Raw genomic sequence first — 19,927 nt, 5'->3', positions numbered from 1 at the left:
AGCGCGCTCACGCTTCCGCCGAACCCGGATCCGACGATCAGTACGTCGTAGTCCGTTGCCCGTTGCTTGCCCATCAGTGCGCCTCTCGATTCGCCGAAATCGGCGGTCTACAAAATCGATACTTCGTATATTTGTTGAACTAAAGTAGCGTATTGCCCAACAGTTTGTGAAGTAGATCATATTTAGTGAGGTGATGGGGTGTTTCGGTCGCCACGAGCCCTGCATTGAACGGATCTATCCGTCTCTCAACACCGGAGCGGCACGCGACATGCTGCCCAGCGATCACCACCCGGCCTATCGGGGCCACCGAAGGTAGCCGCCGACGTTGATGCCGTTGAGGCGGGCCGAAGTCCACACCCGCTATCAGCTACCAAGCACACGACAGATGCGGCCATGCTCAACGATCCGAAGTCACGGGCCCGAATCGAAAAGACCGACCACCGAGCCCACTTGCGCAGCGAGCGCAGCAGGCGAAAAGACAGTTGGCACAAAAGGATTGCGGCACTTCGGGCAACTTCCTCAAGCCCCTCCCGTTGCCAGGAAAAGTACAGCGTGGAACAAGATTCAAAAGAGAGCGGAAGGCGACCTCGTGCACGCCCGAACCTACGCAGGTCCTAGCCGAGTGGTTGGATCGAGGGCTCGGGCACGCTACCTGGCGAGTGCGAGCCATCGCGGTCTACTTTGTCGCTCCCCCACGCCCAGCGGCGAACGTTCCAGGTCACCGTTAGCGGTCAACCGCAGATTAAAGCGACGGCAAACCGTCGACCAACCCCAGACACGACCCGAAGTCGTCCGCGTCAGCTCCAGCCGGCCTCGGCCACCGCCGCCGACGGAGCCGACGCGAACAGCCAGGTCGTACGGGGCCTCCTTCGGGTCGACAGCCGCGTGCCGCACCGGTGGGCAGGACCTTTGCCGGCCGAAGCGATGCCCCAGCACGTGTGGGATACCGACGAAGCGATCCGGAAGCTACGTCCGAATACGTTATCGCCACCGCACTTGCTTGTTGTTGGCACTGTCTTTTCAGGCAGGTCACGCTTTCCATGCCGGTCACGAAACGCGGGGAGCGGACGCGATCAATTGCCACGCTTTTGCTCAGGACCAGACGAGGTATGTCACGACGGCGGCTACGAGCCAACGCTGCTCGCACGAGTCGCGAGATCCAGGACGAGGATGCACATCGGCCATTGCAGGCGTTGATCATTCGGAATCTCGCGGATCGCCTGGCTCTGTAGTCGTGCCCCCCCTACGCGACCCCCTTACGATGGATACAGCGACGAGCTCAACACCAAGAACAGTGCCGCCTTGATTCGGCACCAACGTAAGCACTCCGATCACGAGGACCGCAACCAATTTGAACAGTGCCTCGCGGGCACGACCCCCGCGCTCGGGGGCTTTCCAAAATGCGGCGAGGCCCCAAGGGGAAAGGGCAGTAAAACAATAGACCTGTCAGGACAGCTCCGGCTACCGTGGCAAAGAGGTGTCTGCCCAGTCCTCAGGTCGATACGCCGACATGGTTCTCCGTCCCTACAGCCGTGAATGCGAACTTTCTACGAATGCGGTGCCCAGAACTTTGGCTGAGTAAGGGTCCTGGCCGTCATCAATTCTCGGTCCTCGACCACCTTGCTCCCCATCGGCAGTGCAGTTTGCTCGACTTCCTCTCCACACGAACGCAGCAGTTGTGTCGGATCCATCCTCAAGTGGCCGTGAAAGCACCGGGCCAGCGGGAATCGCCGAGAACATGGTGTCGACCACTGTCTTGAAGCACGTCATCCGGCAACCGACATAGATCCACCAACCGTCGATCTTCGGAGCCGCTGCGAGTGCCGCGGGCGCGTGACAGATCAGTCCGGTGGGACGGTTTCGGGCGTGGAAGTAAGCCAGGAGTGCCCCGAAGTCGACGTTGAGTTCATCGTCATTGAAAGCGTCCCGGTGCGGTAGGTTGACGAGTGGAGCATGTCCTCCGGGGACGAACACGGCATCGAAACCGGCCAATCTCTCAGACTCGTGAACGATCTGTTCGAGATGTGCGGGCTCTGCGAGACCGAAGCTCGTTCGCCAATGCGAATGCCAAGCAGTCGACACGAACCTCGCCATCCTGCGCAGGCCCGTATCGCCGACCGGACAGCTTATCCGGGTTCAGGAAAGAATGCTTCGGAATCAGTACGTTGGCACACTGCCCGCTCCTGCCAATCGACATTCCCAGCGATATCGCCCGGGTGAATCTCGGTGATGGTCATCGAAACCACATCTCCTCTACACATCGACCTCTCGGATTGACGGGCGAACGGTAGCGAGGGACCTGGAACTGCGTGAACCGGAGCGGAAGGCCGACCGCCCTTTTCGACTTTCACATCGTGGACGCGAAGCGCGCGTCCTACCAGATCAGTGCACTTCTATGTACTGCAAAACGACCGGTAGATTTCTAAGCGTTCGCTCCCAGACATGCGATCCTCTGACGCCGGCAACCCTTGTCCGGCGGCCCAACCAACCGACGGGATACACGTGCCAACTCCAACTTCTTCCACGCCTGGCCCAGTCATGACGCGGCTCGCAACAGCGTTGTTCAGGAACGCACAAAGCGCCGGCCGAAACTTCAGGGACGGAGAACTTCACAACATCCGCCAAGGTGAAGAAGGAACCACCGAGCGGATCTTGCTGAACCTCACGAAAACCATTCCCGAACTCCACGTCGGAGCCTTCAACCGCAGAGAGGAATCCCGCTACGGTGCGGACTGGGAATGGTGGATCTCGGACGGGTCGAGTAAATGGTTTCACCTTGTCATCCAGGCCAAGAAGCTTCAAACGCCTCCGGCGCACCCGGCGCACCCGGCGCACCCGGCTGGAAAATACAAGATGAAGCACACAATTCGATCTTCCGGCATGCAGCAGATCGACCTACTCGACCTTTACACACCCGCAACCACGGCGCGCGAAGCCTGTATGCGCTCTCTACAACCCTGCGACTCGCGGCGTCCGGTACAGCGATCACAGATGCTGCCTCGGTCCCTCCGGTGACCGAATCACTGCTGTCAGCGCAGATGTATTTCTCAAGCGGTTCCCACGTACCAAGGGTCTAATCGATGATGTCCCCCTAGCCGCGATCCGTGAGTACACGCTCCCCTGGTCGTGCCTGGCAAACGACCGTGTCGCCACACACGCCGTGCCACCGCCACCAGGGCCTTCCCCGCTGAGGCCTTCCCCGCTGACGTTCATGCAATTTGCTCAGTGGACAGTTATGCAAGATGACAACAGCAACTCGCTTGGCACGTTCGATTCGACCAGCGCGGCATATTCATTGCTCGTCAACTCCGCGACAATGAAAGCCCTTGCACAAAGCCAGGACTGGTTCACGCGGAACTACCGCCACTACCTCGACGACTGGAAGCGGGTAGAGAGACCGGGGTTGCCCGAAGAATGGAAGGACGCGCAGAAGATTGCCATATCTCGGCGCGAATCTTCCGACGAGCTTTTCGCGGAACAGCGAATCAGGATCTTCGACCGCGCTGAACTCCCCGCCTACGTGTCTGCCATCCTCAGCAACGAACCGATCCCCGAGGACGTCCGGCACCCCTTCTCAGACCGCGGTGCTGCTCCCAAACAGGTCCTCACACTCGTCGCACCACCCCCACCAGACCAGCCGACCGAGCCCTCGCCCGTCGAGTGGCAAAATTCGACGCATACGACCTGGTACCCGCATCGAGTAACAGGCCCACCAATCCCGCAGTCGAACAGTTACCGGGGAAGGTGAAGTTCGCGCATGCGCGTCCGGTGCATGTAGGGCGGACGAACACCTGCCAGCCCGAACCCCGATGTGACCGGCGCATCTCGCGAGGCCACACATGGGGCCGGTGTCGTGCGTCCCAGCGTGCCGTCGGCGTGCTCATGCGAGTACTTCCAGGGATCCTCACCTGCACGGTTCTCGAACTCCCACCGCAGAACGCGACCCTCACCGTGTGCGCGCTTCTTCCCGATCACATCGAGACCGGACAATATTGCCGCGACGGCCGTCAGGTCACCCACGCCGCGCCAGGTGACAGTGCGAGAGTTGGTGATCATCAACGGCATGTACCTCGCCCGGTAGCGGCCCTGCCGATCCGAGATCACTGCCGGCACGCTCGACGCGAGTTCCTCGAGCCCTCGGTGATCAGTTCTGCTCGCCCAGTGCCGCACCACCGGATCTCCGGCCGGGTCTTCGGGGAACGAACACGTCGCGCACCAATGCCAGTCCGCACCCGCCAGAGTGCAACGCGCAAGAGGCAATTCGAGATCCGGCGGGGCCTTCTCCGGCGAGAGCGCCGGCACGTATTCGCCGCGGTCGAGGGCGCCTGCTTTGTGGTCGGCCCACAGCTCCGCAGCGAGGATGCCGTCCAACGCGATCCCCCAGGGGCTCGCATGTGCCAACCCGGACGAGAGATGGGCCCTGACCAGGAAGGGAGCGAAGGCAGTGCCTGCGTTCACGTCAGCCACCCCAGTGCCTCGATCACGTCTTCTCGTAGCGGTTCCAGTTCCGCTCGCCAGTCCGCCACCTGCGGTCCCGGGCCGGTCAACACGGTCAGCTCCGACTCTGCGCGGACTCTGCCGTGCCCGATCGCGCTACGCCCACCCAGGAAGCCGTCTCGCGAGAATCGTTCCCACACGTCACTGAAGAAGGCGATGTCGCGGTCGGTTGCCCGGTCCAGCCTCAGGAATGTCTCGAAATGTGTTCCTGCGGGCAGCGTCTCGACCTCGAAGCGCATCAACATCGACGTCTGATGCGCCGAAGTTCCCGAACCGGGCACGGCGTCGGCATCGAAGGGCGCAGGGAAGGACTTGGTGCCGGCGTCGTCGAAGCGGCTGTAACTTTCCAGGGACATGAGCTCGAATTGCGACATCAGCACTCCCGGGTAGGGCCTGCTCATGATCGATTCTGTTTCCTTCACTCGGGGAACGACTTTGCCGACTTTCAGGCATCCGTCGATCGGCGGCGCACCGCCTCCGTTGCCTCCGAATAGACTGATCGGCGGGACCAACTCGCGCAGGCGCTGACGCCGGCGGCCGGTCAGTGAGTCGCCGGCGACTTTGCTCAGGTTGCCGCCGTTGCGCAGTGCGTGCGCCGCGGAGAGAGGTATCTGTCCTTCGTAACCGATCACATCGCGGAACAACTCCTCGGCGGTGCGTCGCAATGCTCCCCGCAGCGAGTTCCCCGACACGACCGGTACCAGCACTTTCCTCCCGTCGGGCTGCAGGATCGGTTCGCGGCGAAACAGTGTCGTCGTCGTTTCCGACTCCTCGCCCTTCTGCGAGATCGACGACAGGGCAGTCAGTTCGACATCCCATCTCACGGTCGAACGCATCAGCTGACCTTCCTCGCGGCGCGGGCAGCGGCAACTGATTCGGCCACGATGCGGGTGCGCAGGACATACGCCGTGGGACGCTCCCGCAGCAGCGTCAAAACCGGCTCCGAGTCGGCCCGCAGAAGAGCTGCCAACTCCAGCCGCTCATCGGTAGTTCGCGGCTCGGATTCGAGCGAGCGTGAGACCACTGACCACCAACGATCGAGGTCGGCTCCTCCGACATACGTCGCGACGCGGACTCGGTTCGGCAAATGCTGCGTCCAGTACGTCGCCCGGCGTCGGCCCACCCACGAATCCCAGTCCACGCCGTAGTGCAACAGCAACAGCAGCCGCTCGGCCACACTCTCCGCACCCTGCAGTTGTGGGAGGCCTGCGGGGGCGGCAGCGAGCCAGCGGTCTGTCGGCGTCGTCATGCGTGCGCCTTACTACGAGACGGTTTCGTGGCCAACAGCGCCAACGCCCACCATCGGTCGACGCGGCGGTACGGGGACAGGTGATCCCAGTCCTCGAAGATCGCCGGCCACCGACGCGCCGGCACTGTGCGAAGCACTGCATACGGGGCTGCACTCTCGCCGAGCATGCGTTCACCGAAGCCATGAGAGCGCAGCCGGCGCATCGCGGCAGCTGCTGCGACATCGCGATCCGACCACGGCAAGCAGGTGTCTTCGACGGCAACGGCACCCCACCGGGCGTGCGCCAGGATGTGTTTGCGGGCCGGGCGACGCAACGGCACCACCAGCGCGATCTCCGACGTCAACGGGGCCGACAAGGTCCGGGCGAGGCGCGGCTGCGTCAGTTCGGTCATCGCCGGCGCGTTGGTGATCAGATGCATTCGGGTTCGCAGCTCCGAGGTCTGATACGCCCAACGGCACGGTGCGCAGAGCCCCTTCTCGGTCGGAGCCTTCCACGAGTCGAATGCGGTGAAAGTTCGCGAGATCGCCGAACGCGCGGGCTCGATCGGTGTGTCGGCCTTCGCGCAGCGCGCACACCGCCCCAGCTGCACAGAACCCTTCTCAGATGAACGATTCGTCGATGCACTCGTCGATGCGAACGCCGCCTCTACGACCTCTACGCACGAGGTCACCTCCTGTAGTTTTTCTTTCATCACGCTCCTCCTCCTGTGCAGGTGCCCCGAATTGGATCGGCTTCGAGGCCTTACATACACAGGAAGATCCGCCCCAAGGGCCGCGTGTGACAACAACGCCAGAAATACCCATCGAGCACCCAGGAAGCGGCATAGATATGAGTGGCACCCCTCGCGCGGACGGACTAGATCTGACCACACTGCGCGCACTGCGGCGCCCACGTCCCAACCTGGCCGCGATCAAAGAGCGCATCGAGGAACACCTCGACAACCACGACGGATATCTCGCCTTCTCCGGCGGCAAAGATTCACTCGTCGCCCTGCACCTGACCACAGCGGTCGAGCCGAACATCCCTGTCGTCTTCTTCGATTCAGGGCTCGAATACCCACAGACCTACGAGTACATCGCCGACCTCGCCGACGCATGGAACCTCAATCTCGAAGTACACCGAGCCGACCCGCCCCTTCTGACCGTCCTCGCGGACTCCGGCGAATGGGATCACCACCTGCCCACACGAGCAACAACGCGAGCGCTCCGCGACATTCTCATCGGAGCACCCTCACGCGCGGCACATCAGACTCACGGACCCGGAGAGATCTGGGGTGTACGTGCTGACGAATCAGCGAAAGGAACCGGACGCTGGTCGATGTACTACAACGCTCTCAGCAGCCGAGTCACCGAAGAATGCACCGACTGCTGCACCACAGCAGCGCAGCAGCGCCAAACACATGGCGGTGCTCTCGACCGAGCCGACGGCACACACGTTTTCGGGCCGGTCTGGAACTGGAGCAGCGAAGACATCTGGACACACATCGCCGCGCACGACCTTCCCGTCAACCCCGTCTACGACAAGCTCCGCCGCCTCGGCACCCCCGAGCAGCACCTACGGGTCTCACACATCCTCGACGGAGCGTTCCTCGAACGCGGCCGCATCACCAGACTCAGACGCGGATGGCCGGCACTCTTCGAAGAACTCGCCCGAGTCCTCCCCCGCATCCGCGAATTCGTCTGACCTCGAAACCACATACTCTCGAAAAGAGCTACGCTTTCGGCGTTATTGAACTGCGCGCAAACAGTTTTCACCTTCGCGAGGGAAGCACCACTATTCCCTCACCAATTCAGTCACACACCTGGACCTCGACAGTGGAGGTCGCTAGCGTCGCATAAACCAGTGCTTGCATCGCAATAACTTTCGCGCGCTCCATGTCCGTTCCCATCACGTGCTCCGATTCGTCGACGCGCGACAAAGCTCGGTCAGCCCAAAAAGTCGGACCCTGAACTGTAACCATGAGAATTAGCTCCTAAAAGATTTGGCGGGTTCGTGTTGACCCGCCAAATCTTCCACACATGTGCAGCCGTCCGCGACCCCACTTTGCAACTCGGCGTTGCCCTCTCACTACGGAGACAAAACAGCAGCAGGTCGCCACCTCGACCAATCTCGTGGGGAATCTTCCCTCACAAGATCAGGACCGCCGATGGTGCTGCGGTCTAGGTCGGTGTGGCGACCTGTTGCTCGTCGCACATTCGAGATTAGCCGAGGGCTACGACAAATCGATCAGAAAGGGGGGCGCCGGCAGACTGTTTCCTCTGCTCTTGCGGCGCAGCGTCGAGTCCCGATGTAGACGGACCGGGGTGCACGTGGTCTGCGGTTTTAGGCCGAGCTGTCGTGCGCGGAATTCTGTTCGGACGTCTGGGGTGCATTCGCGGCGGCCGTGTTTTCTGCCGGCGCCGTCGAGGATCGCTTACTCGACGCTGCGGCCTTCTTCTTTTTCGGTGCGCTGTATCCCATAGCGGCGAGTTCCTTGACGGTCCACCCGCCCGCGATGGCGCGTTCATGGGCGACGCGGATCGTGTCCTCTGCCTCAACCCGTGCCGCGTCGATGGCAGCAAGCTCAGCTTCCGCCTCGCCGATCGCACCGACGAGAGCGACTCTCGTTGCAATCGCCTCCTGCGCCAGCGATTCTGCGGCCTTGCGTGCTGTCTCCAGCGCTTTCTTGTGGCTTGACGGCGTTGTCGCGGTCATGGCAGTGGTATCTCCTTCACTCGAGGTTGTGCTCGCATCAATCTCAGCGGTGCTCTGTTGAGGTTCTCCGCTGTCGTTACGCAAATCGTAATGGCCTGCGACTGTGCTGTCGGGTGCGCCGTCCGTCACTGTCATCCCCTCCCACTGTGAGTGAGCGCAGACGCCGCTGCAGGCCCCCACTGAATCAATAGCGTCGTCAGCGCCGCCGGGATCAGGGCTGCGGCCCCGACACCACTCAGCGTCGAAACACTGCGACCTGGCCGCTCGGCCCCGCAGTTACTCACAGTGGAAAATAGGTCCGTCATCAGAGGAACCTGGCCGGGATCATGTCCGAACGGACTGCGCTGATCTGCACCAATTGACCGGTCTGAGGTGCCTCGATCATCTTGCCCTCGCCGAGATAGATCGCGACATGATTGGCGCCGTCAGCCTGCCAATTCCCGAACAGCAGGTCACCCGGCTGTGCCTGGCTCATCGGAATCTGGTGTCCGGCGCGGAACTGCTCCTGCGACGTCCGAGGCAGCACCTTGGTTCCGCCGCTCCCGATGAAGTACGCGAAGCGGCTCAGTCCGGAGCAGTCGTACCCGGCGATCGGGCCGCCCGTTCCATCGCCCATCGACGGACCGGTCAACAAACCGCCGCCCCACTGGTAGGGAAGTCCGAGTGCCCGCATCGCAGCTTCGATGACAGCGCGAGCGAACTCGACATTGCGAGGCAGGTTGGGATCGAACTTCAGATCCGGCACCGCCGACGGTGCGAACAGGCCTGTGAGCGAGGGTATCCCGGCAGCGTTAGATGGTTGTGCGCTGAACACGGAGGGCAGAAGCGCAGGCCCGCCGGCAGGTGTCGTGTCATTCGCCGATGCGTCTTCGACAGCGGATCCGTTTGGCGCCGCCACGGCCGACGGAACCGAGTCCGGTCCTGGAGCAGGAAGGGCGACGTCGGGGATCAGAGCCTGTGCCTGCGGCGGGAGGATCTCTTGTATCTGCGCCGCAGCGTCTTTCAGTTCCGGGGGTAGCGCACTTTCCGCCCCGGACTGCCACGCAGGAGGAATCTGCTCCTGCAGCTGCGTCAGGGCAGTTGTTGCCTGGTCCAGGTACGGCTGCGGATCTGGAATGAACTGGGCTGCAGCCGGTGCCTGTTCCTCGACTACCGAGGTGATGGTGTCGGTGATGACTGGCTCTACGCCAGCTCCCTGCGCTGCCGATGCGCCGGCTACTGCGACGCCGACGATGAGTGATGCGATGTCCATGATGTCTTCCTTTGCCGGATGTTGGTGCGGCCGAGGGGAACAACTGTCTCGATGACCGCGGGGACTTTCAGTGCGATCCGGACAGTAGAGACGGACCTGGACAGCTCAGGTGCCTGCAAGCAATCGACGCACAAAAGGCCAGGTCAACGTCCCTCCCTGGCGAGCGCTCCGACGGCTCTTTTTCTTTCACCCGAGTAACTCGTACCCGAGCCGGAGGTCCTCGTCGGAGACAACGATGAGGTCATCGTCGTGTGTGCGCACCAGCCATTGCCCACACGAGAGCGGTATCCAGCGCCCTTCGGAATACACGGCAGCGAATGCACCGGCGTCGACGAATCGCGCGTAAGTGAGGGAGCCGAGTTGCTCCCACACATCAGGGTCATCGGCGAGAGACACCAAACGGTATGCACCAATCGCCTTGTCGGGAGTCGAGAGATCCTTCCACGCGAATTCCGTGAGTTCGTCGAGCGTGGTGTTACCGGGAATCGCATGAATCGAGTGAGACACAGGAGCCTTCACCCCATCAACGGCACCTAGTGGCCGAATTTCAGTGATGCTCATGGAGTCCCTCCCTCGGATTCTCGAGGCCACGTCTGCGCCCTCACTGCAGCGCAATTCGAGCAGTAGTCCTCGTCGACGAAATGTGTCCACCCTGGCTCGATCGCGGATCTCACGACACTGCACGATGACAAGTAGTTCGCCGGAACTTCTCGAGTAGTTCCACACGCATCACAGTTCACGGTGATCGACATCGTCAATTGTCAACTCCCGGATTCACCAGAGCTCCGCCAGTTGCCCTTACTGTCATGGTCTCTGGCTCCGGAGCAATGATGGTGACAGGAACTGCGCCACGGATCCGCTCCTCAAATCTCAGGCAGAGCCGCGCGTACACCACCAACCCTGTTTCCGAGTTCGTCATAGTGCCACTGATCCACCGTTCGTCGATCCCGTCGATGATCTGTCTCAACGTCGGCCGACGTTCCCACTCTGCTTCGCGGGCGTACCGGTTGATCGCCGCGGCAATACGTTTAGGTTCGACGCCATGTCCGTAGATGCACACCGGTATCGCTGGATGAAAGTCGGGTGGAACGAGAAACCACTCTCTGAAAAGCCCGCGCAGCCTGCCCAGTGGGGTACTGGTGATTCGCACTCCGTAGTAGTGCTCACTGAAATTCTCGGGGCCGACTGGACTGAGGACATGCGTGCCCAGTTTCGCTCGACTCGTAGCGCGTCGTCCATGCTTAGCGATTTTCTCGACCACTTTCCCTCACTTCTGTTCTCTCACTTGCGTCGAAGCGGCCGGCGCAGTCTTCGAGATCTGCAATCGTCCGCCACGCGTGCTCCCAATCCCCACCTTCGTGAGGGTCCAGTACTTCCACGGCGTTTCGTAGGGCTAGTGCAGCGACACTGAACGCTGACACTGCGGTACGGGCAACCGGCGAGTTGACGAGATCCCTGTACGGGATGTTCTGCCGCAGACGGCACCGGCGGCACAGGCGTCCGTCGATATCCGAGTCCAGCCCATCGTGGTACCAGTCCGGCGTGACGCACCGGCAGTGCGTCTTCACTTCTTCTGTAACGGCTGGCAGGGAGTTCGGGCAGGGTTTGTTGGTTCCGCCGCCGCCGGCCGGGTAGCGCTCGTGAATCGTGTTGTGAGACCCATTCAGTCCGAAGCAGATCGGGCACCGCGTTACCGCCTTCGCATTCGTCTCCTCTTCCGCAGGTTCGGCAGGGGCGGAACCATCTGAACCGCCGACATTGTCGGCGGTTGCCGTACCGATATCGGGACGCGCCTTGGCGGGTTCGGTTTCCAGGAACCGTGCGAGCAGACTGTGGGCGGCTTCTCGGCTGGCGATGTTGCCGTACTGCAGCGCGCAATTCGACACCTGTCGTATCTCGTCCGCCTCTTCAGTGGTGATGCGCCGGTGACCGTTGAGCTGTAGCCAGTAGAAGACAGCTTTTCCTGCTGCCAGGAAGAACTCGTCGAGCTCTGAGCCGTAGGGGACACCTTCACTGGCTTCGATCGCGACTCTTCCGATGTCGATCGCGAGTTCGTCTGCGGCTGTGAGGTTATCGGCGTTGAAACCTGTTGACGGTTCCGCTGCAGGGGTGAGGGATCCGGTGCCGTGCTGGTGCGCGGTGGCGTCGGGTCGGGTGGCAGTCATCTGTGGTGTCCCCTTTCGATGTGGGCCTTGTTCGTTCGCCTCACGTCAGCGGCAACTGTCACCTTGTGGGTATGTCGATGCAGCGACGTCGAGGAGTTCGACACGGCCGTGGTTGTGGTGCTGTGAAGGATCGCGAGCGCGGCACGGATATCGCGGGCTGCGGCGGCGAGGTGGGTGGTGATGTCCTGATTGTCGGCTTCCGCGGCGAGGAACAGTTCCAGCTCTTCGGGGTACGTTCTCGGGCCGGTGTAGAGCCCTCGGAGTTCTTCGCGTGCATCGGCTATCCCGGCGAGGGCATCGTCCAGGGCCGCGAGCATCGCTCGGAGCCGCCGTTCGACCGGGTCGGGAAAAACTTCTGCGGGGCGGTATGTCTGAGTCATGAGCGGGAAACTCCTGTCGTGTCATGTCCCGTTTCGAAGACGGGTTCGTATGTGTCAGGAGGCGGAATAGGCCCCGGGGTATGCCGATCGGTGGGTGGGAGGACCGCGACGACGCGGGTCTCTAGGCATTTCGACGGCCGGCGGCTCACATGGATGTCTCCGGCGATCAGCTCGCGCATCCGATCTGCGATGTCGCCGTCGTCTTCGTAACCGCTGCAGAAGATTCTGTCGTCCGGGCCGCGCACACCGCGCTCGGTGTCGAGGATCGTGTAGTACGGGACCCTGCGGAGGTTGAAGGGGCTGGTAAGGATCGCGAACCTGCCATCGCCGGATGTGGCTCGCACTCTCCACCATCGCCGGGACTCCGCGAATTGGACGCGATGCCCCATTTTGAGCGCGGTTGCAGCGACCGCGGGTGATGAGGGGGGCGCGATTCGGTCGCCAACACTCGATTCGTTGCTCACGACTGCGCCTCAGAAGGCTTGGTGGGTAGGACTTCAGGGGGAAGGGCGGCGAGTGTGGCGTGGATCTGTGCGGCGCGTTGGAGGGTGCCGCGTACGCCTGCGGGGTACGCAAATCCACGGGCGTCAAACGGGTCGGGTTGCAATGCAAGGATGGACACGCGCTCGGCGAGCGCGGCGTGCTCACTGCAGGTAAGGGATTTAAAGCGGCCCGGCGCCGGGATATCCCGTAGGGCGGATTCGAGGTGCAGCCAGGGTTCTTGGTTCGAAACCGCGCCGTCCTGTGTGTCTGTGCTGTCGATGTTTGTCATGGCTGAATTCCTTTTTTCCGAGAGGTTGGGATCATTTCGTGACGGAGATTTCGAGATTGAAGCCGAACAACATCGAGAGTCCGTAAAGGTCGAATGCAGGACACCCGTTTCACCTTTGGTTTCAGTCGATAGGACCGGGGACGAGGGTCAACATCTCGACCAAGCGGCCGGAGAACAGGAGGTAGCCCATGACCCCCAGTGCAACAAGGACGAGAAACGCACGGAGGAGGCGAATCGGTTCTCCTCTGTCGCTGGCGTCACTGATGCCGTTGACCATGACCGTGCCTACCGTGATTACTGCGAAGAACCCAAGAATGGGGAGCCAGGCTCCGGTCGCAACGCCTCCCCAGATTGCGGCTCCCCCGGTGAGACCTATTGTCGCGATTACCCCGATGAGGCGGGTTCGCCTCCTCCTTGCAAGAATTTCGTTCCACAGCAGGTTTTCGTCCTCAGAATCTATGGAGCTCATCTTCTTCCCCTCATTTCTGTGCGCAGGCGGTGCGCGCCGCGTCTGCGTCGGCGGCAGTGATCATCAGGTGATATTTCGCGGCCACGGTGAGATATCTGATGGCGTAGTCACAGTGGAATGCAGCGTTGGGGGGAAGCCAGGTGTCGAGGCCTTGATCGGACTTCGATTGGTTTGCTTTGCCCTGGGAGGCAAGTAAGTTGACGTCCGTGTCGTTGGCGAAGTTCACCCTTTGCTGCGGAGTCCAATTCGCTGCCCCCGCATCCCAGGCTCTCGAAAGTGCCACGACATGGTCGATCTGAATGGCCGAAGGATTGGACGTGGAAAACGCGATATCGGTTCCGGTGTACGGGTCGTGAAGCGTGCCGGCGATGACTTTGCAGTCGCGCGTTCCGGGTTTGAATGCGACATCGACAAGTTGAATTTTCAGGACGTCATTGCGTGTGTCACAACCATTTCTGGCCAGAGGTCCGTCGTACTTGTCGGTCCACGCCGTGCCGAAAACGCAACTTTCGCCTGTGCCGCAACCTCTTTCGTAACCAGGGATGTTCGGCAACTTGTCGACGACAGTCACCGATCCGAGCAATTCGTCGAGGCGAGGTGTCGACTCGTCGGCCACGTCTGCGACCACGAGAGGTGCAGCAGGTGCACTCGTCTCCATTCCCGTCCAGGGGCCTCCCTGAGCAACCGCTGCGCACCCCGAGACCGCGGCCATAAGCCCCGCTGCGGCAACACACGTGGCGACCTTGCGCCTCATCATCATTTCGTCTCCGCTGACGGCCACATCAATTCGGCGGCGTTAGGTGCGACGGACGAAAGGCTGACTCTGCGGGAGAAATTCGAGGCCACCTCGCTCGGATACGCAGCAGGAGCACACGCGGGGTATTCGTCGAGCATCACGATCAGTCGACCACTGTCTTCGTCACCTTGAGTTTCGGATCTGTCCTGCTGTTCCTTTTCGGCCGCGTTTCGCGGCGCGGCGGCAGCTTCCCTGGCTCGTGCGGCGAGCGTGGCGACAGTTGTATCGGGGGGTTCGATCGGCGTGGTCATGGTTCTCCCTTTCCTGGCGAGCCGATGCGATGCGTCCGGCATCGCCGCACGCTAACTCCGGACCTGGACTGGATGACGCCGTGCACGCACCTCCGTGCAGAACCTGCAAGCTCAGGCTTCTTTCATTCGCCGTCAGCCCGGGAAATTCAGCCGGCGCTCTGGTGCACAGGTTCCAGGAGGCGGCCCCGATTCGGCACCGGCGTATGGCAGGACTGGCCGAGTTGGTCGATCGCGGGGGGTAGTGTCGGCGGCACTGAGAATGCACCGGGTGAGTCGGGGGCACACCATGTGGTGGCCTCCGACTTTTCTTTTGTGTGCGTCCTTCAGTTCTCTTGCGCGCCGATATCGCGGACTGCGTCACCGGCTGTGTCGGGACCAGCCTCTTCCGCTCGGCGGGTGTCTACGACTCGGAACTGTGCCGGAATCCCGAGAATGTCAGGATGAAATGTCAGGTCCGGCCGGCGGCGGCGCGACGTCTGGTCTTTGCTCATCGTTGCTCTCCTTCGGGTCTGTGGTCAGTCAGTTGCACGATCAGGCGCTCACCAGGTTGTTGTCCAGGTCGCTCGTACGGCGCGAAATGTGCACCCACCACGTCCAATTGAATTCCTCTCGGAAGCAAATGATGCGAGTTGTTCATCCGTGAAGACTGCCCGTAGTACATCCCCCGCTCTGTCGAGATCTCGAAGACGACATCTGTCGGGCGAGTGGTGGAATCGAGCTCGTGTAGAGAGTGCGTCGCTGCAGTGAACCGGTCGAAAGACAGCACCGTGCCGGGTTGAAGCGTGGCAGGCAAGTCCGCCGGGTTGACCACAGCATTGGGAACGCTGACGGATGTGTAGACGAGATGTCCGCGGCCGGATTCACGCTCGTACCGTTGAATGGCGCGGTCGACACGTTGCACCTGCTTACGCCTGCTGTCGTCGAGTTCAACGGCATCGCCGGCAACCGCAGAAAGCGCGTTGTTCGTTTCCTTCCAAGCGTTCGGATCCGACGTCAATGCCGACAGAGCGTTGTACTGCGCCTGCGGCATCGAATCGAGCACCTGCCGTTTGGTGGCAGAGCGTGCGTTTTTCTGCCGCGCGGACAACGAGCGACGCAGTTCGATCGCGGCCGGCAGTTCTCGGCGCAACCTTCGGTTCTCGATCGGTGCCGGCATCGGGCGCGGATAGGCCCGGTTGAGATCGCGACTTGCACGGGTGAGGCCGGGCAAGTTCTCTGTCGCATGGTCGAGTTCGCGTGCTCCGCTGCGAATGTCGGCACGAGTGCTGTAGGCGTGTTCCGAGATCAAGGCACCTTCTTTGCGGGTGGCGATGTCACTCTCTCCCCGATCTGGGTCGAAGACGCCGTTACCGCGGTCCGGGCTGATCCTGTCGTGACTTCTCCCCATCAGTCCCGCTCCTCGAATTCGTAGAGCTCTCCGCGTAGCTCCGCCAACGCGGACTCTCGTGCGCGCCGAAGGTCTGTGAGGTCGGTCGCCAACTGGCCTATCGCCGAAGCCGCCACGTCATCGCCGGCCGAGTTGACCAGAAGGCCCTCGATGGCCCGGTCCCCGTCGTGAATCCTGTCGAGAGATTCACCGGCAGTGATCGATTCCTGCAGCTCGAGCAGATGGCGACGATAGCTCCACAGCGCAGCTACACGTGTGAGCAGCGAACGCTCGACCCGCTCGAGCCACCGGCTGCTCACCAGGTGAGCCTCCCTCGCTGCGAGGGCTTGCGGGCTACTACCCGCCGCCGGGGCTCCCAAAGTTGCTCGCACTGTGGCGAGTTCACCGGCATGCGCGAGAATTTCGGCCAGTTGCTCGTCGAGATTCAGGCGTATGCGACCTATGTCGAGCTCCTCACTGGTCCATACAGGGACGGTGCGGATCTCGTCGACGAGTGCCGACGCCGCCAACGCCAACCGCAGCTCGACATGCGCTCCGCCCGCTGAGATCAACGTCTGCAGAGCTGTCACAGCGACGCCGATCTCGGTTTTGTCCTCCGTGCTCAGACGGAGTGGATCGCGGCGGGTCCACCACCACAACCCCACCGCCTCTATCCCTGCGGCGAGACCAATACAGACAAGTAATGCGACGAATGGGTTGGCCTGCGCAGTCACGCCGGCAAGAACCGGGACAAGTCCGATCAGAACCGGCGCGAGAAGAGCGAGCGGAATCTTCACCTCCTCACCGCCGGCGGTGCGACCGGTATGTACCGTCGTGCGCCACACATCGCGCCGAGGGTAGTAGTCGAGCGACGAATTTCCTTCCCATCCAGGCTCGTCAGCACTCCACGTCTGCTCACGCCTGAGCCCGACGATCTCCGCCACGCGCTCGCTGAGCATCTGCTCCCACAATCGGTCGAGCGCGCACAAGAATTCTTCGCTCTCCGGGTCCACGTCGATGTCGGCGATCATGGACCGCACTGCGGTTGCTGCACTGTCTACGCTCACGTCACGCTCCGACCAGATCCGTTGTAGGTGAATGCTCCCGGTGATAGGTCTGCGCACGGACAAGTAGCCGATCGAGCGCTTCTCCGACGACCTGTGGCTGTTCCAGACCCACCATGTGCCGGTCACCAGCCACGGCAACGAGTTCGGCGTTCGGCAAAAGCGCGGCCAGCTGCTGTGAATGCAGGATCGGAGTGACCCGATCTCTGGTTCCGCACATGATCGATACCGGCATGCGCCCCAGCGCTCCCACCGCGGCAGACGCGTCGTAGAGACGCAGGTCCCGCAAGAATGCCGCCACCGTCGCAATCGGTGTCGCGTGGACCATCTCGTACGACGTCGCTGCCGCCCGCAGGCCCAAGCTCGGAGCCATGGGACAGGTCGCGCCGATGACGGGCGTCAGCAGCCGTCGCGAGAGACTCCAGCTGCGCCCGACCAATCTCGGTGCACGCGCGCACGCACCGCCGAGCAGTGAGACTGCCGGGGTATTCAACGCGCGCCCGATGCCGGCGCCCGCGACGTTACTCAAGGCGGTCGAGATCAACCCCACGCCGACCACACGAGATGTCGAATCGGCGTGTTGCGCGAGGTACGACAACACCGCCATACCGCCCATCGAATGACCCACGAGAACAACGGGTCCGGTGGGCGCTACCACCCGAATGATTTCCTCGACGTCGCGCCCGAGCTGGCTGATCGTGTAAGTGCCGGCATCGGCACCCCCTGAGCCACCGTGACCTCGGTGATCGAAGAACACCAACCTCGCCCGCTCGCCCCACTGCCTACTCAAATAGCGTTGCTGAGGCGCCCAGGCCCCGGCGTGTAGGCAGAAGCCGTGCACGAAGACCACCGTCAGCGGCGCCGGTCGGGATCCGACCTCGCGGACCGCGAGTCTGGTTCCGTCCGCGACAACCAACGTGTGCGAGCGGCCCTCGTCGCCGTTCACAGCGGCCCGCCCAGAGTCCTGGTGAACGGTCTGCAGCCGGGGCTTTCACCGCTGTATCGCAATGTGCGGCACCCCGGATGTTCCCACGTCGTCGGAGTATTCGGCTCCCTCACCTCGAACCCCAACTCGCGCCAGAACTGCACCCGTTCCGGAAGGTCCTCCGTCGAGCCGTACAAGCGACCGTTGCCTGCCGTGTCGTCGGTGAGCTCGGCGATCAACCGCGCGATCAGCGCTGCTCGGACCATGCCCGCGTCGGGAACCTCCGGGTTGACGACGAGAGCCTCGACGATCCGGGTGTGTGCAGCAAGCCGCTCACAACCCTCCGGAGACCAACCCGCTTCACGCGCGGTCCGAATCAGCCCGTGAGGCGCTGATGCAAGCGCGTACCCGAGCTGCCGGTATTCCGACGATGCGACGATGCCCACCGTTCCTGCTCCCCCTAGTCCCGCGGGAGCTTCGGTGCCCGGCGACCAGTGCCGGTGGAGGCGGCGCATCTTCTTCGCTTCGGTCGGATGAATACGAACAATCTCGACAGTCATCAGGCTCACTCCTCGTCGTCCAAACGGCATGTGGGAGGACCATAGGTTCGGACCTGGACAGGACAGCGCCAACCACCGCGCTGTCCCTTTCCGAACCGTCCTTCTTTCAAGTCCGGCCTAGTGGAAAGCGCACTCGACGGGTTTGCTGTCGAAAAGAATCGGTCCGAGATGGCGGATCCCTCGGCCAGGCCGTCGGTGATCAGCTCTAATGAACCGCGTGACTGTCATCATTTTCGCCCGTGCAACCAACGGCTATGTTCTCGCCTCGGACGGCCGTACCTGCAAACCAGGTATCCCTGCCCACATCTTGAACGATGACGCGAAGAAGATTCGCACCTACCACCTGGGGGCGGGCGGTTTTGTTACCGCGTCGAGCGGCAGGGCCACCATCGGTGGGACGTCGATCGCCGATGTTGAAAGATCGATTTTCGACGAGCATCACTCGACAGGCAGCCAAGGATTCGGACCCACCGAGTTCGCTCAGTCCATTGCCGATGTCATCGAGAAACACAACAGCACGCAAAAATGTGTATGCAGCACAAACACGGGAATCGACGGCGGCCGGACGTGCGTCATGCTGCCAGAGTGCGCCATCTGTGGACCAGAATCCGACTGTGAACACTACGAGTGGTACCTGCAAGACGACGAAGGAAATGGGTGCCCGTGCGCACCTTTCGATAAGGCGCCAGCGTCCACACCTTCGAAGTACCCGACAGGGTGCCGCTGCCGACCACGGGAGGAAGTTCCGCTCAGTTGGATATGCGTGCCATTCGGTCCGGACGCCGGCGACGCCGTTACCTCCACTATTTCAGCGCAATACCACCCCGTCTCCACTACTGGTCAGATCAAAGTGGACCTACTGCTGCAGGGTGAGCTCGAGCGTCCCACACGTGTAGACACTGACACCATCACGAAAGCCGACGCGGATGCTCGACTTCCCCTGACCGACATCGAAAAAACGGCTGGGACCGTGATTGAACTGCTCGACTGCGCATACACAGAAGCACCTGACAACGTCGTAGTGAGACAGCTCGAGGAAGCCGCTTGGCAAGTCACCACATCGAAAGACACAACCATTCACGACGTGGCGGACGCTATTCGCAAACTGTTTGCAGCCACAACATCAACGGCTCGACGGACGCAGACCTGTTGGCCGGGGTGGCCGGCATAGGTGGCACCGCCTGCGTCATGCTCATCGAGAACGGCAAGAAACCGGAAAGACTTGCAACGGAAAACAATTACGGGCTGCCTGTCACCGTGTGCCCGAGCCACCCCCACGTGGTCCCATGCCCGTCCGACGTACAGCCGTAAGAACGCACGAACGGCGGACTATAAAAGTCTGTCGCGGGACCCATTCAACTGAATCGAGGAACAGGGATATCACGTCCTACCAACGGCCACACGCCCTCAGCGGTCCGGCCGAGTGGAATCTCGGTGCTGACGATATCGGCTACCGAGTAGGCGATTCGCCCACATCGGCGGCATT

The 19,927-nt window shown here is 61.9% G+C and carries 20 protein-coding genes; 1 reads left to right on the top strand and 19 read right to left on the bottom strand.

Annotated elements, in window-relative coordinates; all coding sequences use genetic code 11:
• Window positions 1-3,732: 3,732 nt before the first annotated feature.
• The 4 genes from AC2ETI_RS30405 to AC2ETI_RS30390 are packed head-to-tail and all read right to left on the bottom strand — an operon-like array spanning window position 3,733 to window position 6,336.
• On the bottom strand, window positions 3,733-4,467 hold the full coding sequence (locus AC2ETI_RS30405) for a hypothetical protein (RefSeq protein WP_058037375.1): 735 nt from the start codon (window positions 4,465-4,467) through the stop codon (window positions 3,733-3,735).
• Entirely contained in the window at window positions 4,455-5,333 is an 879-nt protein-coding gene (locus tag AC2ETI_RS30400) for an RAMP superfamily CRISPR-associated protein (protein ID WP_058037376.1), read from the bottom strand. Before AC2ETI_RS30400 ends, AC2ETI_RS30405 begins: the two co-directional genes overlap by 13 nt.
• Window positions 5,333-5,746: a hypothetical protein gene (locus AC2ETI_RS30395; RefSeq protein WP_058037377.1), complete on the bottom strand. Its 414-nt coding sequence runs from the start codon at window positions 5,744-5,746 to the stop codon at window positions 5,333-5,335. The genes AC2ETI_RS30400 and AC2ETI_RS30395 overlap by 1 nt, the downstream gene beginning before the upstream one ends.
• Window positions 5,743-6,336 (bottom strand): hypothetical protein, encoded by a 594-nt coding sequence (locus AC2ETI_RS30390; RefSeq protein ID WP_253741194.1) that lies wholly within the window; start codon window positions 6,334-6,336, stop codon window positions 5,743-5,745. Before AC2ETI_RS30390 ends, AC2ETI_RS30395 begins: the two co-directional genes overlap by 4 nt.
• A gap of 239 nt (window positions 6,337-6,575) precedes the next feature.
• Here AC2ETI_RS30390 and AC2ETI_RS30385 point away from each other — a divergent pair, with 239 nt between their 5' ends.
• Window positions 6,576-7,430, top strand: coding sequence for a phosphoadenosine phosphosulfate reductase domain-containing protein (locus AC2ETI_RS30385; RefSeq protein WP_058037379.1), 855 nt, complete (start codon window positions 6,576-6,578; stop codon window positions 7,428-7,430).
• Window positions 7,431-8,069: 639 nt separating this feature from the next.
• Here the strand turns inward: AC2ETI_RS30385 and AC2ETI_RS30380 are convergent.
• The 15 genes from AC2ETI_RS30380 to AC2ETI_RS30310 all read right to left on the bottom strand — a co-directional run bounded on the left by AC2ETI_RS30380 (window position 8,070) and on the right by AC2ETI_RS30310 (window position 18,441).
• Entirely contained in the window at window positions 8,070-8,441 is a 372-nt protein-coding gene (locus AC2ETI_RS30380; protein ID WP_253741196.1) for a hypothetical protein, read from the bottom strand.
• 304 nt (window positions 8,442-8,745) lie between these two features.
• Window positions 8,746-9,693 (bottom strand): C40 family peptidase, encoded by a 948-nt coding sequence (locus tag AC2ETI_RS30375; protein ID WP_058037380.1) that lies wholly within the window; start codon window positions 9,691-9,693, stop codon window positions 8,746-8,748.
• Window positions 9,694-9,879: 186 nt separating this feature from the next.
• Entirely contained in the window at window positions 9,880-10,254 is a 375-nt protein-coding gene (locus AC2ETI_RS30370) for a hypothetical protein (protein ID WP_058037381.1), read from the bottom strand.
• A gap of 680 nt (window positions 10,255-10,934) precedes the next feature.
• Window positions 10,935-11,858, bottom strand: a complete 924-nt coding sequence (locus AC2ETI_RS30365) for a hypothetical protein (RefSeq protein ID WP_058037383.1) — start codon at window positions 11,856-11,858, stop codon at window positions 10,935-10,937.
• Window positions 11,855-12,238, bottom strand: a complete 384-nt coding sequence (locus AC2ETI_RS30360; RefSeq protein WP_058037384.1) for a hypothetical protein — start codon at window positions 12,236-12,238, stop codon at window positions 11,855-11,857. Before AC2ETI_RS30360 ends, AC2ETI_RS30365 begins: the two co-directional genes overlap by 4 nt.
• Complete coding sequence (locus tag AC2ETI_RS30355) at window positions 12,235-12,582, bottom strand: hypothetical protein (protein ID WP_179154711.1); 348 nt, start codon at window positions 12,580-12,582, stop codon at window positions 12,235-12,237. Before AC2ETI_RS30355 ends, AC2ETI_RS30360 begins: the two co-directional genes overlap by 4 nt.
• A gap of 116 nt (window positions 12,583-12,698) precedes the next feature.
• Window positions 12,699-13,010 carry a hypothetical protein gene (locus AC2ETI_RS30350; RefSeq protein WP_058037386.1) on the bottom strand — a complete coding sequence of 104 codons (312 nt, stop codon included), beginning with the start codon at window positions 13,008-13,010 and terminating at the stop codon, window positions 12,699-12,701.
• Between the two features lie 121 nt (window positions 13,011-13,131).
• Window positions 13,132-13,479: a hypothetical protein gene (locus AC2ETI_RS30345; protein WP_058037387.1), complete on the bottom strand. Its 348-nt coding sequence runs from the start codon at window positions 13,477-13,479 to the stop codon at window positions 13,132-13,134.
• A 10-nt stretch (window positions 13,480-13,489) separates the two neighbouring features.
• Window positions 13,490-14,239 (bottom strand): GmrSD restriction endonuclease domain-containing protein, encoded by a 750-nt coding sequence (locus AC2ETI_RS30340; protein WP_084326095.1) that lies wholly within the window; start codon window positions 14,237-14,239, stop codon window positions 13,490-13,492.
• Window positions 14,236-14,526 (bottom strand): hypothetical protein, encoded by a 291-nt coding sequence (locus AC2ETI_RS30335; protein WP_084326084.1) that lies wholly within the window; start codon window positions 14,524-14,526, stop codon window positions 14,236-14,238. The genes AC2ETI_RS30340 and AC2ETI_RS30335 overlap by 4 nt, the downstream gene beginning before the upstream one ends.
• Before the next feature lie 323 nt (window positions 14,527-14,849).
• Window positions 14,850-15,017, bottom strand: a complete 168-nt coding sequence (locus AC2ETI_RS30330; RefSeq protein ID WP_156423061.1) for a hypothetical protein — start codon at window positions 15,015-15,017, stop codon at window positions 14,850-14,852.
• A complete protein-coding gene (locus AC2ETI_RS30325) occupies window positions 15,014-15,913 on the bottom strand; it encodes a hypothetical protein (protein WP_058037079.1) in 900 nt (299 codons plus the stop codon). Before AC2ETI_RS30325 ends, AC2ETI_RS30330 begins: the two co-directional genes overlap by 4 nt.
• The gene (locus AC2ETI_RS30320) at window positions 15,913-16,959 is read right to left on the bottom strand and encodes a hypothetical protein (RefSeq protein WP_058037080.1); all 1,047 of its coding nucleotides are present in this window, start codon (window positions 16,957-16,959) and stop codon (window positions 15,913-15,915) included. Before AC2ETI_RS30320 ends, AC2ETI_RS30325 begins: the two co-directional genes overlap by 1 nt.
• A gap of 1 nt (window position 16,960) precedes the next feature.
• A complete protein-coding gene (locus tag AC2ETI_RS30315; RefSeq protein ID WP_058037081.1) occupies window positions 16,961-17,902 on the bottom strand; it encodes an alpha/beta fold hydrolase in 942 nt (313 codons plus the stop codon).
• On the bottom strand, window positions 17,899-18,441 hold the full coding sequence (locus AC2ETI_RS30310) for a hypothetical protein (RefSeq protein WP_253741133.1): 543 nt from the start codon (window positions 18,439-18,441) through the stop codon (window positions 17,899-17,901). Before AC2ETI_RS30310 ends, AC2ETI_RS30315 begins: the two co-directional genes overlap by 4 nt.
• Window positions 18,442-19,927 lie beyond the last annotated feature (1,486 nt).

Source organism: Rhodococcus sp. MurmanLake-1 (assembly GCF_056945715.1).
This window is presented reverse-complemented; position numbering and strand designations above follow the sequence as displayed.

What these genes read in the sequence shown, in the direction of transcription:
- AC2ETI_RS30400 (WP_058037376.1), bottom strand. Translation starts at nt 5,333, where the DNA reads ATGCGTTCGACCGTGAGATGGGATGTCGAACTGACTGCCCTGTCGTCG.
- AC2ETI_RS30395 (WP_058037377.1), bottom strand. Translation starts at nt 5,746, where the DNA reads ATGACGACGCCGACAGACCGCTGGCTCGCTGCCGCCCCCGCAGGCCTC.
- AC2ETI_RS30385 (WP_058037379.1), top strand. Translation starts at nt 6,576, where the DNA reads ATGAGTGGCACCCCTCGCGCGGACGGACTAGATCTGACCACACTGCGC.
- AC2ETI_RS30380 (WP_253741196.1), bottom strand. Translation starts at nt 8,441, where the DNA reads ATGACCGCGACAACGCCGTCAAGCCACAAGAAAGCGCTGGAGACAGCA.
- AC2ETI_RS30375 (WP_058037380.1), bottom strand. Translation starts at nt 9,693, where the DNA reads ATGGACATCGCATCACTCATCGTCGGCGTCGCAGTAGCCGGCGCATCG.
- AC2ETI_RS30370 (WP_058037381.1), bottom strand. Translation starts at nt 10,254, where the DNA reads ATGAGCATCACTGAAATTCGGCCACTAGGTGCCGTTGATGGGGTGAAG.
- AC2ETI_RS30365 (WP_058037383.1), bottom strand. Translation starts at nt 11,858, where the DNA reads ATGACTGCCACCCGACCCGACGCCACCGCGCACCAGCACGGCACCGGA.
- AC2ETI_RS30360 (WP_058037384.1), bottom strand. Translation starts at nt 12,238, where the DNA reads ATGACTCAGACATACCGCCCCGCAGAAGTTTTTCCCGACCCGGTCGAA.
- AC2ETI_RS30350 (WP_058037386.1), bottom strand. Translation starts at nt 13,010, where the DNA reads ATGACAAACATCGACAGCACAGACACACAGGACGGCGCGGTTTCGAAC.
- AC2ETI_RS30345 (WP_058037387.1), bottom strand. Translation starts at nt 13,479, where the DNA reads ATGAGCTCCATAGATTCTGAGGACGAAAACCTGCTGTGGAACGAAATT.
- AC2ETI_RS30340 (WP_084326095.1), bottom strand. Translation starts at nt 14,239, where the DNA reads ATGATGATGAGGCGCAAGGTCGCCACGTGTGTTGCCGCAGCGGGGCTT.
- AC2ETI_RS30335 (WP_084326084.1), bottom strand. Translation starts at nt 14,526, where the DNA reads ATGACCACGCCGATCGAACCCCCCGATACAACTGTCGCCACGCTCGCC.
- AC2ETI_RS30330 (WP_156423061.1), bottom strand. Translation starts at nt 15,017, where the DNA reads ATGAGCAAAGACCAGACGTCGCGCCGCCGCCGGCCGGACCTGACATTT.
- AC2ETI_RS30325 (WP_058037079.1), bottom strand. Translation starts at nt 15,913, where the DNA reads ATGGGGAGAAGTCACGACAGGATCAGCCCGGACCGCGGTAACGGCGTC.
- AC2ETI_RS30310 (WP_253741133.1), bottom strand. Translation starts at nt 18,441, where the DNA reads ATGACTGTCGAGATTGTTCGTATTCATCCGACCGAAGCGAAGAAGATG.